The 16,139-nt window shown below is 69.4% G+C and carries 13 protein-coding genes and 1 riboswitch; of the genes, 4 read left to right on the top strand and 9 right to left on the bottom strand.

Annotation, left to right across the window (positions count from 1 at the left end):
• Window positions 1-37: 37 nt before the first annotated feature.
• Window positions 38-1,927 carry a DNA/RNA helicase domain-containing protein gene (locus ACWEFB_RS12285; protein ID WP_452284864.1) on the bottom strand — a complete coding sequence of 630 codons (1,890 nt, stop codon included), beginning with the start codon at window positions 1,925-1,927 and terminating at the stop codon, window positions 38-40.
• A 116-nt stretch (window positions 1,928-2,043) separates the two neighbouring features.
• Entirely contained in the window at window positions 2,044-2,451 is a 408-nt protein-coding gene (locus ACWEFB_RS12280; RefSeq protein WP_452284862.1) for a nucleotide pyrophosphohydrolase, read from the bottom strand.
• A 329-nt stretch (window positions 2,452-2,780) separates the two neighbouring features.
• Here ACWEFB_RS12280 and ACWEFB_RS12275 point away from each other — a divergent pair, with 329 nt between their 5' ends.
• The 3 genes from ACWEFB_RS12275 to ACWEFB_RS12265 all read left to right on the top strand — a co-directional run bounded on the left by ACWEFB_RS12275 (window position 2,781) and on the right by ACWEFB_RS12265 (window position 6,596).
• Window positions 2,781-4,085 (top strand): family 16 glycosylhydrolase, encoded by a 1,305-nt coding sequence (locus ACWEFB_RS12275; protein ID WP_452284860.1) that lies wholly within the window; start codon window positions 2,781-2,783, stop codon window positions 4,083-4,085.
• Between the two features lie 111 nt (window positions 4,086-4,196).
• Entirely contained in the window at window positions 4,197-5,081 is an 885-nt protein-coding gene (locus tag ACWEFB_RS12270; protein ID WP_452284858.1) for a DUF1996 domain-containing protein, read from the top strand.
• 345 nt (window positions 5,082-5,426) lie between these two features.
• Window positions 5,427-6,596 (top strand): AI-2E family transporter, encoded by a 1,170-nt coding sequence (locus ACWEFB_RS12265; RefSeq protein ID WP_452284856.1) that lies wholly within the window; start codon window positions 5,427-5,429, stop codon window positions 6,594-6,596.
• A gap of 45 nt (window positions 6,597-6,641) precedes the next feature.
• On the opposite strand, the gene ACWEFB_RS12260 is transcribed toward ACWEFB_RS12265, so the two are convergent.
• Together ACWEFB_RS12260 and ACWEFB_RS12255 are read right to left on the bottom strand one after the other, a co-directional pair.
• Entirely contained in the window at window positions 6,642-7,274 is a 633-nt protein-coding gene (locus ACWEFB_RS12260; RefSeq protein WP_326561279.1) for an NADPH-dependent F420 reductase, read from the bottom strand.
• A gap of 110 nt (window positions 7,275-7,384) precedes the next feature.
• Window positions 7,385-8,047, bottom strand: coding sequence for a dienelactone hydrolase family protein (locus ACWEFB_RS12255; protein WP_452284854.1), 663 nt, complete (start codon window positions 8,045-8,047; stop codon window positions 7,385-7,387).
• Between the two features lie 589 nt (window positions 8,048-8,636).
• Window positions 8,637-8,766, top strand: a riboswitch (cyclic di-AMP (ydaO/yuaA leader).
• Window positions 8,767-8,769: 3 nt separating this feature from the next.
• Here ACWEFB_RS12255 and ACWEFB_RS12250 point away from each other — a divergent pair.
• Complete coding sequence (locus tag ACWEFB_RS12250; protein ID WP_452284852.1) at window positions 8,770-9,804, top strand: coiled-coil domain-containing protein; 1,035 nt, start codon at window positions 8,770-8,772, stop codon at window positions 9,802-9,804.
• Window positions 9,805-9,822: 18 nt separating this feature from the next.
• On the opposite strand, the gene ACWEFB_RS12245 is transcribed toward ACWEFB_RS12250, so the two are convergent.
• The 5 genes from ACWEFB_RS12245 to ACWEFB_RS12225 all read right to left on the bottom strand — a co-directional run bounded on the left by ACWEFB_RS12245 (window position 9,823) and on the right by ACWEFB_RS12225 (window position 16,031).
• On the bottom strand, window positions 9,823-12,252 hold the full coding sequence (locus tag ACWEFB_RS12245; protein ID WP_452284850.1) for a glycoside hydrolase family 65 protein: 2,430 nt from the start codon (window positions 12,250-12,252) through the stop codon (window positions 9,823-9,825).
• Entirely contained in the window at window positions 12,249-13,001 is a 753-nt protein-coding gene (locus tag ACWEFB_RS12240; protein ID WP_452284848.1) for an HAD family hydrolase, read from the bottom strand. Before ACWEFB_RS12240 ends, ACWEFB_RS12245 begins: the two co-directional genes overlap by 4 nt.
• Before the next feature lie 72 nt (window positions 13,002-13,073).
• Complete coding sequence (locus ACWEFB_RS12235; RefSeq protein WP_452284846.1) at window positions 13,074-13,538, bottom strand: DUF4442 domain-containing protein; 465 nt, start codon at window positions 13,536-13,538, stop codon at window positions 13,074-13,076.
• Window positions 13,539-13,657: 119 nt separating this feature from the next.
• Window positions 13,658-14,650 (bottom strand): hypothetical protein, encoded by a 993-nt coding sequence (locus ACWEFB_RS12230; RefSeq protein WP_452284844.1) that lies wholly within the window; start codon window positions 14,648-14,650, stop codon window positions 13,658-13,660.
• 64 nt (window positions 14,651-14,714) lie between these two features.
• Window positions 14,715-16,031, bottom strand: coding sequence for an ABC transporter ATP-binding protein (locus tag ACWEFB_RS12225; protein ID WP_452284842.1), 1,317 nt, complete (start codon window positions 16,029-16,031; stop codon window positions 14,715-14,717).
• Window positions 16,032-16,139: the final 108 nt, after the last annotated feature.

Below are 16,139 nucleotides of genomic sequence, written 5' to 3'. Positions count from 1 at the left end.
ACCTTGTCAACCCGGCGCACCCGTCGGCGATCGACTCCTACCGGGTTCCCAAACGGCGGCGGGGTCGCACCAGCTTCGCGAGGTAGTCGCGCGTCTCGGGGTCGGTGGAGTAGAGCATCGTGCCGCTCATTCCCCGAGTGAGGAGCACCTTGTACGTGTTGCGAATCAGCCGGTCCGCCTCCTCGTCGCTGACCGACTTGCGGCTTTTGAAAGCCGGGTCCTTCGACTCGCTCCGCCGGGTGATCAACCGCCCGTCCCTCGCCACCAGATCAGGTCCGATGATGACGCCTGACCAGTCGTACTCAAAGCCCTGGGCGGTATAGACGCATCCCACCTGGCCAAAGCCGTTGGGATCTGTTGCCCAGAACGCGCTGCCTGGGGCATCGCCGACACTGCGGTCACTCTTGACATTCCAAGGTCGCTCCCACGCGCCGATCCGGACGTCAGGCACGAGCGTGTCATCCGAGCGGGGGTCGCTCCACGGCCAGCAGTAACCGGCCGACATCCTCGCTGTTTCACCCCGCTGCTGCTGCTCGGCGAGAAACGACTCCAGCTCCTCCGGCGACTCGGCCAGTCGCAGATCAACCCGTCCATCGTCGTCCCAGATCGATGGGCCGTGGCCGGTCAGGCCAAGTAGATCCATCACCCAACTCTCGTACAGCTCGCTGCCGCCGCACCGGTACTGGTCGTGCAACGACACGACGTCGACGGTCAGCCCGAGTTTCTCCGCATACGACGAGATGATGTCGACGTTGCCCAGTTCACCTGGTTTGACCACCTGGTGTTCGTCGAGCAGGAAGACCGGCACCCGTGCCGCGGCGATCAGTTCGTCGAGCTGTGGCCGGGCGGAGTCACGCTTTGTTTTCGGGGTGTACCGGTTGACCGACGTCTCCCGGATTCGGTGTGCCTCGTCGCAGATCAGCACGTCGAAGCCGTTTCGGTCCGCGTCCATGAAGCTGTTGAAATACTTGAACATCGCCTGTAGTCGGGTCGATCCGCGGCCAGCGTATCTGCGCAGGGTCTGGGTGAACGATCGCGACCCGGTCGCATGCATCACCGGCCGCTGTTGGCGGGCCAGTTCGCCGAGCACCGACAGCGCGATGACACTCTTGCCGCTGCCGGGTCCGCCGGCCACCACCACGATCCGCTTGTGGTCCGCCGAGCGCGCTCGCTCGACCGAGTGCAACACCAACTCGTACGCGACCCGCTGCTCATCGAGCAGGGTGAAGTTCGATCGTTCCTTCAGTTCAGCCGCAGCGTGGGTGAGCAGATGCTTGCTCGGCCGTACGGAACTGCTCAGGAACCGGTCCGCGGCCGGTGCACCGGGTTCCGGGGCGAGACGTTCCCGAAGGTAGTCGAGAAGCTGCCCGCGCCGCTGCTTCGTGAAGATCAGGCTCTGCTCGCTCGGCTGCCGCTGGAACAGATCGCTGACGTCCCGATCCATCGCGTTGTGCAGGTACGCCAGCCCGTGCACCGGGTTGCGTTGGTCATGCAGCACTCCGAGGAAGTCGGTGAGGTACTCGCAGTAGTCGGCAACCTGTTCACCGGGATGTAGTCGCGGACCTCGGGCATGTTCGACCGCGACCAGCGTGGACGAGTCCTCGTAAGCGGTCGCGTACGACCACTGTTTCAGCTCGACCACAACGAACGAGTCGGCGCCGGTACGAGGATCCACTCCGGCCAGAATCGCGTCGACCCGTTTGCTGGTGAGCGGCAACTGGTACTCCGCGAGCACCTCCACCTGGCCGAGCCCGGCGTCGACCAGGTCCTGGGCCAGCACGGAGAGGCTGCGCGCCCAGGATCGCCTTTCCGCGAGGCCGACTCCGTGACCGCGTGCCATCGTGACCTGTTCGTTCACTCGGTCAGCGAGGGTGCCCTCGGTGGCCAGACGCAATAGACCAGCAGCGGACGTACGGTACGCCGACATCGACAGTTGCCCCCGGGCAGCACGAATTGATCGTGCGGATGGGGGGCATATCCAGACCTCGGAAGCCCGTCGGACCGCTTTGTTGCCACGACTGTAGCCAGAAGATCAACCGAGGGCTACAACCCGGACGGCTGGTTGGGTGGGACCTTTGCGACCGAGCCGTAGGACCGCTCGACCGTGTAGCGCAGGGCCGAGTCGTCGAGCTTGTCGTGGGCGGCGGCCACCAGGTCGATGTCGAGTACGTCCGCCAGCCGGGTCAGGTAGATCATCACGTCCCCGATCTCGGCGCGGATCCGCGCGCCGGCCGCCGGGTCGTCGGTCATCACCCGGGCCGCCTGGTCCGGGGTGAGCCACTGCAACTCGGCCAGCAGTTCACCGACCTCGCCGGCCAGCGCCATGGACAGGTTCTTCGCGGTGTGGAACTGCTGCCAGTCGCGCTCGGCGACGAACGTCCGCAGCCGTTCGGTCAGCTCCGGCACGGTCGTGCCGCGCTCGTGGGTGGTCTGCGAGGGTTCGATGCTCATGCCACAGCACGATATCGGCGAAATTTTTGAGAAATCTGGGGCGCCGGGCCGGGGCGCCGTGATCGATCGGTCGAGCGTTTGTTGCGGGAGCGCTCTCTACCTGGCAATTCAGACCTTTCGCTGGTCCGGCGAGGTCTCTGCCAGCCCGTCCTTCGATCACCCACCTGGGAGCGCTACCCGGAAGGGAGAGCGCTCTCCGACCACCTCCCCGAATTGACAGTGGTGATGATCCGGTTAAGAGTGGGTTGCAAGGGAGCGCTCTCTTCGTCCAGATGACACCAGCCCATCATGGGTTGATGCCATTCGTCCTACTCCGCGAAGGAGGACTGATGGATCGGGCTCCTACTGCTCCAAGCATTGGTCGGTGGCGCGGGATCGCCACGCTGACCGCGTTGGTCGCCCTGCTCGGCGGCTATTTGACCGTCACGCCGGGCGCGGCCAGCGCCGCCGAGGAAGGGCTGCTGTCGTACGGCAAGCCGGCCGTCGCCTCGACCGACCAGAGCGACGTGAACTGCTTCGAGTGCACACCCGACAAGGCGTTCGACCTCGACCCGGCGAGCCGCTGGGCAACCAGTTCCACCACGGGCTGGGTAGATCCCGGTTGGATCTATGTCGACCTCGGTGCCACCGCAACGGTGAGTCAGGTGGTCCTCCAGTGGGATCCGGCGTACGCGGCCGCGTACCAGATCCAGGTCTCGCCCGATGCGACCACCTGGACCACCATCTACTCCACCACCACCGGTCGGGGCTTCAAGGAAACGATCAACGCCACCGGCACCGGTCGCTACGTCCGGATGTACGGCACCGCCCGGTCCGGGCCGTACGGCTACTCGCTCTACGAGTTCAAGGTGTACGGGACCGGCGGCAACCCGACCGCCCCGCCCGCGCAGCCGGCCGACCCGACGTTCCCGGCCACGGAGCTGGTCTGGAGCGACGAGTTCAACGGTGCCGCCGGCAGCAAGCCGGACCCGGCGAAGTGGACCATCGACCCGGGCACCGGGCAGAACAACGAGGTCCAGTACTACACCGACAACAACAACGCCAACATGGACGGCAACGGCTCGCTCGTCCTGGAAGCGCGGCGCGAAACTGCAGGTGGCCGTGACTACACGTCGCACCGGATGAACACCGGCGGCAAGTTCACCGTCCAGTACGGGCGGGTCGAGGCCCGGGTCAAGGTGCCGAAGGGCAACGGGTTGTGGCCGGCGTTCTGGATGATGGGCGCCGACTTCCTCACCGGCCGCCCGTGGCCGTACAACGGTGAGATCGACATCATGGAGGTCCTCGGCCGCAACACGTTCGAGGGCTACTCCACCCTCCACGCACCGCAGTACAACGGCGGTGGCGGCTATGGGCAGAAGTATCCGGCGCCCGGCGGGGTCGACCTGGCCGACGACTTCCACGTCTGGGCCGCCGAGTGGGACAGCCGGGGAATCACGTTCAAGCTCGACGGCCAGACGGTCTTCTACGCCAGCAAGGAGACGGTCGAGGCGACCCGCGGGCCGTGGATCTTCGACCACCCGTTCTACATCATCCTCAACCTGGCGGTCGGCGGCGACTTCCCCGGACCGGTGGACGGCACCACCCCGTTCCCGTCCCGGATGCTCGTCGACTACGTACGCGTCTACCAGTAACCGTCTCTCGCTTCGGGGGCCGGTCACCCCGGCCGGCCCCCGCGGGCGTCCCCTCGGCGCCCCGGCACTCCACCGCACGTACCCCCACCCGTGAGCCCAAGGAGTTTCCGTATGCACCGGAGATCCGCTCTCGTCACCCGGCCACGCCTGCGCCTGGCCCTGCTCTTCGCCGCCCTGGTCGCGCTCATGGGCAGCTACCTCACCGCCGCCGTGTCGAAGGCCGACGCCGCCGCCGAACCGGTCAGGGTGGCGGAGTTCCTCGCCGACTGCCCGTTCAGCCACCGCCTGCCCGACGACCCGATCGTCTTCCCCGGCCTGCCCGGCGCCTCGCACATGCACAGCTTCTTCGGCAGCGAGGTCACCAACGCCCACACCGAGCTGCCGGACCTGCTCAACGCGAACAGCAACTGCAATCCGGCGGTGGACAAGTCGTCGTACTGGGTGCCGACCCTGTACGTCAGTGACCAGCCGGTCGAGCCCGAGATCACCACGTTCTACTACCTCGGCGAGGGCGTACGCGACGATGTGATCGCGCAGATCCAGCCGCTGCCGCTCGGGCTGCGGATCGTCGCCGGTAACGCCAGGGCGACCGCGCCGGACGATTCCACCAACTCCCGCTGGTCCTGTCTGCATCACGGCGAGGTCGGTGCGTCGAAGGACTTCGTGAACTGTCCCGCCGGAAGCATGATCGAGTCGTATCTGGACTTCCCGCAGTGCTGGAACGGGGTCGACCTCGACTCACCCGACCACAAGAGCCACATGGCGTACCCGGTCAACGGTGGCTGCCCGAGCACCCATCCGGTGCCGGTCCCGAAGTTGCGCCAGGTCCTGCGGTACCCGGCCAATGGTGACCCGGCCCGGTTCCGGCTCGCCTCCGGTGCTGGCTACACGATGCACGGCGACTTCTTCAACGCCTGGCCCGAGGCCGAGATGGCCCGCCGGGTGCAGGACTGCATCCGGCCGATCATCAAGTGCGGTGCCGACGGCCGTCCCTGATCCGACCTGACCCGATGGGGGCTCCCGTGCCAGCGGGAGCCCCCATCCGTCTGTCCTGGCGACGCCGGGCCCGACCCGGACCCGGGGCCCTCGACGCCGCCCGACTCCCGGAGACTCAGCAGCGCCGCGACCACCGCGGACGGTGACCACAGCAGCGTGGGCGGCGGCGGGCTACCGGAACGCCGACGGAGCGATATTCAGGACGAAACCCGGAGCTATCGCCTCATCGCGTAGGCTTCTGGACGCCCCGCCCAGACGTGTCGACCCACCCCTGACCGGGTACTGCCCCTCCGCCGACATCGAGAGGGGTCACCGTGACCATGGCGAGCGAGCGAGGGGCCGACAGTGTCTGACGGCACCGCGGCACCCGATCCGGAGGCTGTCGGGGCGGGCCCGGCAGCGCCGGAGCCGGAGGCCCCGCTGCACGGCAGGCTCGATCGGATCCAGGGTGCCCAGCAACGGGTGCACAGCACCTGGGACAGTCTGCCCTGGTTCCTGCGCTGGTCCGTGGTCTGGAGCGCCTGCCTGCTGATCATCGCGGGTGGGGTCTACCTGCTCGCGACCCTCGCCTCCCGGCTCGCGCCGCTGACCATCGCGCTCGCCGCCACCCTCTTCCTGGCCGCCATGCTCGACCCGCTGGCCGTACGGCTGCGCCGGTTGCGCCTGCCCCCGGCACTGGCCGCGCTGATCTCCCTCTTCCTCCTGCTGGCGGTGATCGGCGGGGCCGCGTACCTGGTGTGGACCCTCACCGCGGACCAGTTCTCCAGCCTGAGCAAGCAACTGGACGAGGGGCTGGACCGGACCCGGGACTTCATCACCGGGTCGCTGCCGGTCAGCCCCGAGCAACTGGACCGGTGGACCAAGCAGGCGACCGACGGGCTGCGCCGGTCGACACCGGACCCGGTGGCCGGCGCCCGTACGGCAGCCGAGGTGGCGGGCGCCGTACTGCTGATTTTCGTGCTGCTGTTCTTCCTGCTCAAGGACGGGCGGCCGATGTGGCATTGGGTGCTGAGCCGGGTCTCCGAACGGTCCCGTCCCGCCTTCGTCCAGGCCGGGCGCAACGGCTGGCACACGCTGAGCGCGTACACCCGGGGGACGGTGGCGATCGCGGCGATCGACGGCATCGGCATCGGGTTGGCGCTGGTCCTGCTCGGGGTCCCGCTCGCCTTTCCGCTGGCGGTGGTCACCTTCCTCGGCGGGTTCATCCCGATCATCGGCGCCACCGTCGCCGGCAGCGTCGCGGTCCTGGTCGCCCTCGCCGCCAACGGTCCGACCACCGCCCTGCTGACGCTCCTGGCGGTGATCGCCGTACAGCAGACCGAGGGCAACCTGCTCGAACCACTGATCATGAAACGGCAGGTGCGCCTGCACCCGGTGGTGATCCTGGTGGCGGTCACCGCAGGCACGCTCTTCGGCGGGATCGCCGGGGCCTTCGTGGCGGTGCCGGTGACCGCGGTGGTCTACCGGGTTGTCGACACCATCACCGCACTCCGGCAGGGGCGGGACCCCTCGTGACCGGCACTGCGGAGGCAGCCAGCCGACGGCAGCGACGTGGTTGGGTCAGGAGTCCAGGCGTAACGCCTCGACCAGCTCGTCTGCCGTGAAGTCGGCGTCGTAGGTGATGCCGCCCGGCTGCTGCTTGCGCCCACCGGACGCGAGATCACCGGCGTCCACCGGCTGGAAACCGAGCTCTTCCACCAGGTCCGCGACGGCCCGCTTGGCCTGCGGATCGTCCCCGGACATCGGAATGCCGTACCGCTCCTGGGCCGAGGACTGGCGGGCGTGGTCGCGCATGTTCTCGGCGTGCAGGGTGTTGAACGCCTTGACCACGTGCGCACCGCGCAGGTGCTGCTGCACCATCTCGCTGGAGGTGGTCTGGTCCTGGTCCAACTCGGGGATGTTCCCGTCCCGGTCCGGTGTGTAGTTCCCGGTGTCCATGACGGTTTTGCCCTTCAGCTCCGCCGTGGGCAGTTCGTTGTACCGTCCGAACGGTACGGCGACGATCACCACGTCACCGAAGCGCGCCGCTTCCGACGGGGGTACCGCGTGCGCCCGGTGTCCGAGATCGCCCATGAGGTCCTGCATCTTCTGTGGGCCGCTCGCGTTCGCGATCGCGATCTCGTGGCCCGCCGCGGCGAGACGACGGGCGAGCGTTCCACCTACGTTTCCTGCGCCGATGATCCCGATGTGCATGCCAGCGGGTTACCCGCCAATCCCGCCGATGAACGGGTCGGACGGGGGTCCGCGTTCGGCGTCCGGGCCGCAGACGGACGGCCTCGGGCAGCGGCGAAAGCGCGCACCGGTCAGGGGGCGGCGCCGAAGCTGGGTAGGCGGTCGGCGAACCAGTCGGCGGCCTGGTCGGCCACCTGCTCCAGCGCTCCGGGCTCCGGGAACAGGTGGGTCGCGTCCGGGATGATCCGCAGTTCCACCTCCCCGCCGAGCGCGTCGCGGGCCTGCTGGTTGAACTGGATCACCTGTTCGTCCTGACCCCCGACCAGCAGCAGGGTCGCCGCCCGTACGCGGGAAAGGGCCGGACCCGCCAGGTCCGCGCGGCCGCCGCGGGAGACGACCGCCGGTACGTGCTCCGGCCGCTCGGCCGCGGCTACCAGTGCCGCCGCCGCACCCGTGCTCGCGCCGAACAGCCCGATCGGCACGGCGGCCGTGTCGGGCTCGGCCCGCAGCCAGTCGATCACACCGACCACCCGGCCGGCGAGCATCGGTATGTCGAAGCGCAGCTCCGCGGTCTTCTCGTCGACCTGCTCCTCCTCGGGCGTGAGCAGGTCGACGAGCACGGTCGCCAGGGCCCGCTGGTTGAGTATCCTGGCCACCGCGACGTTGCGCGGGCTGCGCCGGGAGCTGCCGCTGCCGTGGGCGAACAGCACCACCCCGACCGTCCCCTCGGTGGGGGTGACCAGGTCGGCGGTGAGCTGCACCTCCCCGGCCCAGATCGTGGTCTCGGTCGTCACTGTCTCCACCCGCTGTCCGGTACCCGCCTACGAGTGGAACAACCCGCCGCCGGGCCGCCAATCCCCGTTTGCGGGCTCGGTGGTCGGGAAGGCGAACCGGGTCAGGCAGGAAGACCACGGCGGCCGTGGCAGCGGCCCGCGCTGAGGCGATCGTGAGGATGCCATGACCCACCACAAATCCGCTAAGTCGGAGTCCGGTCGAGCCGGCACCAGTCCGCCGAAGGACAAACGCGACAAGCGCGAGGGTGCGCGGCGGGACTGGGCGGACGAGGCGGCACAGGCACGGGCCTCGGACGACCCGCGCCGGGTGACCCCGCACGACCCTTCGGGTGTTCCCTCGACCGGGGACCGCCGCTAGACCAGGAGAGACACCATGGCTCGGCCGACACCGGAGATTTCGGTCTCCGGGACGCGGCAGGGGCCGGGCACGACGACACGCCCCGGCGGGCACTCCTCACGGAGGCCCGCCGGGGTTCGGTGCGCTAGCAGGAGAAATCTCTGGCGGCGACCCTGAAATCGGGTACTAAGTCCGTCTGATCCGGTAATGTCACCCTCGGTTCCGACCCGGTGGTACCCCCTCTGCTGTCGGCGACGACCGCCGCCCAATCGCCTTGTGCGAGCCGGGGAACCAGGTAGTCGGGGTGAGTCCGCACACGCGGTAGGGCCTGTTCCGTCCCGAACCCGTCAGCTAACCCGGTCGGCGGCCGACGGGAGGAACGTGCATGACGAGACCTAAGCGTCAGCGGTTCTCGCTGGCCCTGACCCTGCTCGCCGTGGTGACTCTGCTGGGCGGTGCCGCCGTCGCGGCCGGGCCGGCCGCAGCCGCACCCTCCTCGCCGACCGCGCCGGGGGACGAGGGCGGCAACCCCCTCTTACGTGACGTACTCGAGTCGGCCGGGCGTGGTTACGCCGCTGCGAGCGTCGGGGTGGAGAACGCCCGCAAGCACCAGGTGGCGCTCGCCGACGAACTGCGGCAGATCGAGGCACAGCTCGACCAGCTCACGCCCGAGGTCGGAGAGGTCGCCGTCAGCGCCTACCGGATCGGCCGGATCGGGCCGATCTCCGCGCTGCTCGGCAGCGCCTCACCGGACGACTTCATGGACCGGGCCGGGGGGCTCGACCTGATCGCGCAGCGCGACAACAGCAAACTTCGCCAACTGTACGAGGCACGCGACCGGGCCACCCGGGCGAAGGCGGCGGCCGACGTGGCGATGGCCGAGGAGCAGCGCCAGCTCTCCGTGATGGCCAAGCAGAAGGAGGCGGCGGAACGCGCCCTCTCCCAGGTCGGCGGCACCACGACCGAGGGTTTCGTGAACGCCAGCTCACCGGTCGCGCAACCCGTGCCACGCAACCGGGACGGGTCCCTGCCGGCGCAGTCCTGCAACCAGAACGACCCGACCACCAGCGGTTGCCTCACCCCGCGCACCCTGCATGCGCTGACCGAGACCAAACGGCTCGGCTTCACCCGTTACGTGTCGTGTTACCGCAGCGGTGGGCCGTTCGAACACCCGAAGGGCCGGGCCTGCGACTTCTCCGCGAAAGCCGGCGGGTTCGGCGGGGACGCCAGCGGCGGCGACAAGACGTACGGAAACAACCTCGCCGCGTTCCTGGTCCGCAACGCCGACCGGCTCGGCATCCTCTACGTGATCTGGTACCGGCAGATCTGGTTCCCGGCAACGGGCTGGAAGGCGTACTCGTCCGGGAAGGGCGACCCGTCCAGCGACCACACCAACCACGTACACCTGTCCCTGCTCTGACCGGGGACGGCCGCAGACCTACTTCTGGGCGCGGGGGCGTTGGGGCTCCACCTCGGACTTGACGGTCGGACCGGCGATCTCGGCCACCGAAGCCCTGCGGGCCGGGGCGCGGCCGGGCGGCTGCTTCGGTGCGGGACCCGCGGGGCGCGCTTCCGGCACCGGTTTGGTCACCGGTTCGCCGGAGGTGACCCGGACCTTCTCCCCGTGGTGGAACAGCTCCACCACCCCGCCGCTGCTGTCGCCGTCGCGCAGGGAGTACGTCGTCTCGCGTTCGCGTACGTCGACCCGGAGCCGGTGCCCGTGCCAGACCAGCGAGAACTCCAGCCGATCGATCCGGTTCGGTAGCCGGGGCGCGAAAAAGAGGGTGTCCCCGTGGTCGCGCATCCCGCCGAACCCGGCGACCAGCGCGATCCACGCCCCGGCCAGTGAGGCGACGTGCACCCCGTCACGGGTGTTCTGGTTCAGGTCGTGCAGGTCCATCAGGGCGGCCTCGCCCAGGTAGTCGTGGGCCAGTTCGAGATGCCCCACCTCGGCCGCGAGCACCGCCTGGGTGCAGGCCGACAACGACGAGTCGCGGACCGTACGCCGCTCGTAGTAGGCGAAGTTGCGGGACTTCTCCTCCGGGGTGAACGCGTCCCCGCGCCAGTGCATGGCGAGCACCAGGTCGGACTGCTTCACCACCTGCTTGCGGTACAGGTCGAAGTACGGGTAGTTCAGCAGCAGCGGGTACTTCTCCGGCGGGGTGCCCGCGAAGTCCCACTCCTGGAGCCGGGTGAAGCCCTCCACCTGCTGGTGTACGCCCAACTCCTCGTCGTACGGGATGTGCATGGCGTTCGCCGCGTCCCGCCAGGCGGCGGTCTCCTCGTCGTCCACGCCCAACCGCCAGGCGTGGTCGCTGTGCCTCGACACGGCGTCGGCGGCGGAGAGCAGGTTCCGCTGCGCCATCAGGTTGGTGTAGACGTTGTCGCTCTTCACCGCGGTGTACTCGTCCGGGCCGGTCATCCCGTCCAGGTGGAACTTGCCGGCCCGGTCGTGGTGCCCGAGCGAACGCCACAGTCTGGCCGTCTCGACCAGCAACTCCAGCCCGATCTCGCGCTCGAAGTCCTGGTCGCCGGTGGCCTGCACGTAGCGGCGTACGGCGTCGGCGATGTCCGCCGCGATGTGGAACGCGGCCGTGCCGGCCGGCCAGTACGCCGAACATTCCTGGCCCCGGATGGTCCGCCACGGGAACGCGGCCCCGTTCAGCCCGAGGGTCCGGGCCCGTTCCTGGGCCATCGGGAGGGTGGAGTGCCGCCACCGGAGCCCGGACGCCACCGCCGACGGCAGGGTGTACGTCAGCACCGGCAGCACGAACGTCTCGGTGTCCCAGAAGACGTGCCCGTCGTACCCCGGACCGGTCAGCCCCTTGGCCGCGATCGGTCGCAACTCGGCCCGCGCACCGGCCTGGAGTACGTGGAACAGGCCGAACCGGACCGCCTGCTGCACCTCCGGATCGCCCTCGACCCGTACGTCGGAGGTGTCCCAGAAGGTGTCCAGGTAGTCGCGCTGCTCTGCGCAGAGCCCCTCCCAGCCGGAGAAACGTGCCCCGGCCAGGGCGGCGCCGACCTGGTCGCGCAGGGCGGGTCGGGACCGTTCGCTGGACCACCCGTACGCGACGTACTTGTCCAACCGGATCCGCTCACCCGGCTGGAGTACGCAGGTGATGGTGGTCCGGGCCCAGTCGTCGAAGGTTTCGGTGCTCAGCGTGGTCCGGGCCGGTGCCTCCAGTTCGTGGCCCATCGCCGCGGCCAGCCGGAGCCCGCTGGCCCTGGTGGTGTGAACCAGCAGACCCCCGTCCTCCAGGGCCAGGTGCTCCTCGGACTGCAGCGGCGACTCCAGCACCGCCGCGACCCGGGGATCCTTGCTCTGCGCCGGCAGGACCTCGTTGGCGACCAGTTCCGACTGCACGATCAGCCGCAGCGGCTCGTCGACCGGCTCCACCTCGTACCGGATGGCCGCGACCGAGCGCTGGGTGAAGGAGACCAGTCGGGTGCTGCGGATCCGTACCCGCTTGCCGGCCGGGGAACGCCAGAGCACCTCCCGGTGCAGGGTCCCGGCCCGCAGGTCGAGGACCCGTTCGTGGTCGAACAGCTCGCCGTACCGGACGTCGAAGGGTTCGTCGTCGACGAGCAGCCGGATCAGCTTGCCGTTGGTGACGTTGACGATGGTCTGCCCGGACTCGGGGAAGCCGTAACCCGCCTCGGCGTACGGCAGCGGCCGGAGTTCGAAGAACGAGTTGAGATAGGTGCCGGGCAGCCCGTGCGGCTCGCCCTCGTCCAGGTTGCCGCGCAGTCCGATGTGACCGTTGGCGAGGGCGAACACCGACTCCGACTGGGCAAGCACGTCGACGTCGAGGCGGGTCTCCCGGACGTGCCAGGGCTCGACCGGATAGGCCCGTTCCCGGATCATGCGGCATCCTCGCGGGTCAGCAGTTCGGCCAGGTCGGTGACGACGGTGCTGGCACCGTGCTCGCGCAGCGCCGTGGCCTGCCCGACCCGGTCGACCCCGACCACATAGCCGAAGCCACCGGCCCGGCCCGCCTCGACCCCGGACAGCGCGTCCTCGAAGACGGCGGCCTGGTCGGGCTTGACGCCGAGCTGCTCGGCGGCGGCCAGGAAGGTGTCCGGGTGCGGTTTGCCGCGCAACCCCCGCTGGGCGGCCACCACCCCGTCGACCCGTACCTCCAGCAGGTCCTCGAGTCCCGCGGAGGCCACCACGTCCCGGCAGTTCGCGCTGGCCGACACGACCGCCCGGCGCAGCCCGGCGCGGGCGGCGGCGTGCAGGTACGCGACCGATCCGTCGTACACCTGGACGCCGTCGGTGTGGATCCGGCGGAGCAGGATCTCGTTCTTCCGGTTGCCGACGCCGTTGACCGTGTTCGCCTCGGGCGGGTCGTCGGGTTTCCCCTCCGGCAGTTCGATGCCACGGGAGGCGAGGAAGGTCCGTACGCCGTCGGCTCGGGGGCGCCCGTCGACGTACCGGTTGTAGTCCGGCCCCGGGTCGTACGCCACGAACGGTTGCCCGTGGGCGTCGGCCCACTGACGCAGGAAGGCGTCGAACGTCTCGGCCCAGGCGGAGTTGTGGACCCGGGCAGTCTGGGTCAGCACTCCGTCGAGGTCGAAGAGGCACGCGGTCACATGAGCGGGTAGACCCAGCACGCTCTCAACTTATCCGGGGGAACCGGTCGGATAAACGTCTTTCCTCGATGGTGTTTCCCACCTCGTACGAGGTCAGCGGCGGCGCAGCGTCCAGACCACGGTCATCTCGGCGGTCACCTCGCCGTCCTCGGTGCCGATCTCGACCAGCACGGGGAACTCGGGACGGGTGCCGGCGTCGAACTCGGCAGTCACCTCGGCCACGGGTCGTCCGAGCCGGGCGGTTGCCCGTACCGGGCCGAGGGCCAGCTTCCGGTAGGCGATGTTCGCGGTGACGGCCAGCGGCACCGCCCGGTCGAGCATCGTCCCGAAGGCGGCGAGCACCACCGCTCCGGAGGCGGTTTCCCCGAGGGTGAACAGCGCCCCGGCGTGCGGGCCGCCGACGTGGTTGTGGGTGGCGGGCCTGTCCGGCAACCGGACCCCGACCCGGACGCCTTCGGCGCCGTCGGGGGCGATCTCCACGAATTCGAACCCGAGGGTACGGACGAACGGCACCGCGTCGAGCATGCCGGCCGCGATCTGACGTGAGTCGATGGTCATGAGCCGGAGGCTACTCGCCAGTAATTTACCTCGGCAATACCCAACGGAAACCTGTTGCTGCATCGCCCCGCCCCGACCGGGCAGGTCGCCGGGTCGGGGCGGAACGGGGCGGGCGACGGTCAGAGGTTGGCGATGGTCCGGAGGATCTCGGCGTAGAAGTTGCCGTCGATGCTGCGGAAGAACGCGAAGTCCTGCCCGGGGCTGCCGAAGAACGGCCGGAGGGTCCAGGCGAGCTGGGTGCCGACGAAGCCGAACAGCAGGATCCAGATGTAGAGCAGGGTCATGCTCGCCGGCCGCTGACCGGTACCGGCCGGCGCCACCCGGGCACCGGGCTGCTGCCGGTATCCGGGCGGAAGCTGGTACAACGGCCAGGCCGGCTGGGTCGCCACCTGCGCCGGGGCACCCTGGGCCGGGGCGGCGGGTGCCGCGGCGACCGGTACGGGCGCGGCGGTCACCGGTACGGGCGCGGCGAGCGGCGCTCCCCCGTCACCGTTCGCCGCACCGACCGTGACCGGCGCCGGAACGGCGGGCACCTCGGCGGGAGCGACCGGAACCTGCGCCTGCTGCGGCACCTGCGCCGGCTGGGCCTGCGGCTGTGGCTGGGCGGGAGCGAGCAGGCCGTGCTCGTTGAGGACCTGCATGCCGCCGGTCAGGAATTTCAGCCCGACAAAGGCGGAGAGGGTCAGGATCGCCACGTTGAGCAGTTTGAAGAATCCGTAGTCCGGTGCGGTGATCAGGAAGAAGAGGCTGATCGGCGCGAACGCCACCGCCAACATCGAGGTGACCGTGATCGCGACCATCACCATCGCCACCGCCTGGCGTACGGAGAGGCGGGCGCCGAAGACCAGATTGAACAGATACAGCGTCGGCAGACAGATCGCCAGCGTGATCAGGAACAGCAGTGGCAGTTTCACCGCCGAGGTGAGCGCCATCAGGAAACTGTGGAAGGCGCCGAGCACGGCGCCGTAACAGGCGAGGGCAATCGCCGACGCGGCCAGCATCTTGCCGGTCAACGCGTTCAGGTCCCGCTCCTCGACCACCTGCTGCCAGATGCCGTGCCGATCCCGGAGAATGCGCTCGATGACGAGCAGGCCGGAGCCGTCAGTTGCCACGGATGATCCCTTTCGGTGGTGGAAAGCGAAACTCAGCCCATTGACGCTAAGTGGTGGGGGCGCGTTACCGCCACCCCACATCGATCCGGTCGCCGCGTTCGTCGAAAAAGTGCAGCGCGTCCATGCGTACCGAAATGGCCAGTGGATGTCCGGCCGCGACCGCCGGGTACGGCGCCAGCCGGACGGCCAGCTCCGCCGGACGGCGATGGTGCCGGCCCGGATCGTTGAGCACGCTGGTACGCGCACCGGGGCCGACCGTCTCCCGCTCGACGCCGGGCTGGTTCGGCACGGCGGCCCGACCGGTGAGCCGCTGCACGGCGTGGCCGAACCGGCGCAGCCGGCTGCCGCTGGCGGCCTGCTCCCGCGTCGGCCCACCGAGTTCGTCTACGACGATGGCGGTGGCGCCGATGTCCAGGAAGGCGAGCGACTCGTGCCCGTGGTGCTCCAGGTAGCGGATCCGGCCCTGGAGCACGTCACCGGGGGCGTCCGCCGCGACCGGGGTCAGCGCCTCGGCCCGCATCCCGACCACGATCCGCTCACCGTGGTAGTGCGCCACCGCCCGCGACCGGATGTCGTCCCACGGCAGGTAGAGCGACTGCTCCCCGAGGTTGAGGGTCACGTACCGGTCGAGGTGGACGTAGACCGACGCCTCCAGCAGGTTCATCCTCGGGCTGCCGAGGAAGGCGGCGACGTAGAGGGTGGCGGGGCGGCCGTAGACCTGGGTCGGCGTACCGACGTCCTGGAGCACGCCCTTGCGCATGATCGCGACCCGGTCGGCCATGGTCAGCGCCTCGGCCTGGTCGTGGGTGACGTAGATGGTGCTGACGCCGAGTTCGCGGACCAGGCCGGAGATCTCCGCCCGCAGCTCGGCCCGGAGACCGCTGTCGAGGTTGGACAGCGGCTCGTCCATCAGGAACAGGCCGGGTCGGCGTACGATCGCCCGCCCCATCGCCACCCGCTGCCGCTGCCCGCCGGAGAGCTGGCTCGGCTTGCGGGCGAGTACGTCACCGATGCCCAGTGCGCTGGCCACGTCGTTGACCCGTTCGGCCCTCGGCGTCGGCTCGACCCCGGACAGCCGCAGCGGGAACGCGATGTTGTCGCCGACTGTCATGTGTGGATAGAGCGCGAAGTCCTGGAAGACCATGGCGATCCGGCGGTCGCGGGGCGGCAGGTCGTTGGCGAGTTCGCCGTCGAGCAGGATCGCACCGCTGCTCGGCTCCTCCAGCCCGGCGACCATCCGCAGCACGGTGGACTTGCCGCAGCCCGACGGTCCGAGCAGCACCATGAACTCGCCGTCGTTGACGTCGAGATTCACGCTGTCGACCGCGACCGTTCCGTCCGCGAACACCTTGGTCACGTCTTTGAGCGCGACGGTTGTCACCGTCACCTCCCCGCAGCATCGAGCCGGCCCCCGAGATGACTGTGACGAGGATCATCGCCCACGCCCATCGGGTAAACGTTCCATGCTCATACTGTGACGACGCGGTAA

Source organism: Micromonospora sp. NPDC004704, from assembly GCF_053601675.1.
The sequence above is the reverse complement of the archived record's forward strand: the minus strand, read 5'-3'. Positions and strand labels throughout refer to the sequence as shown.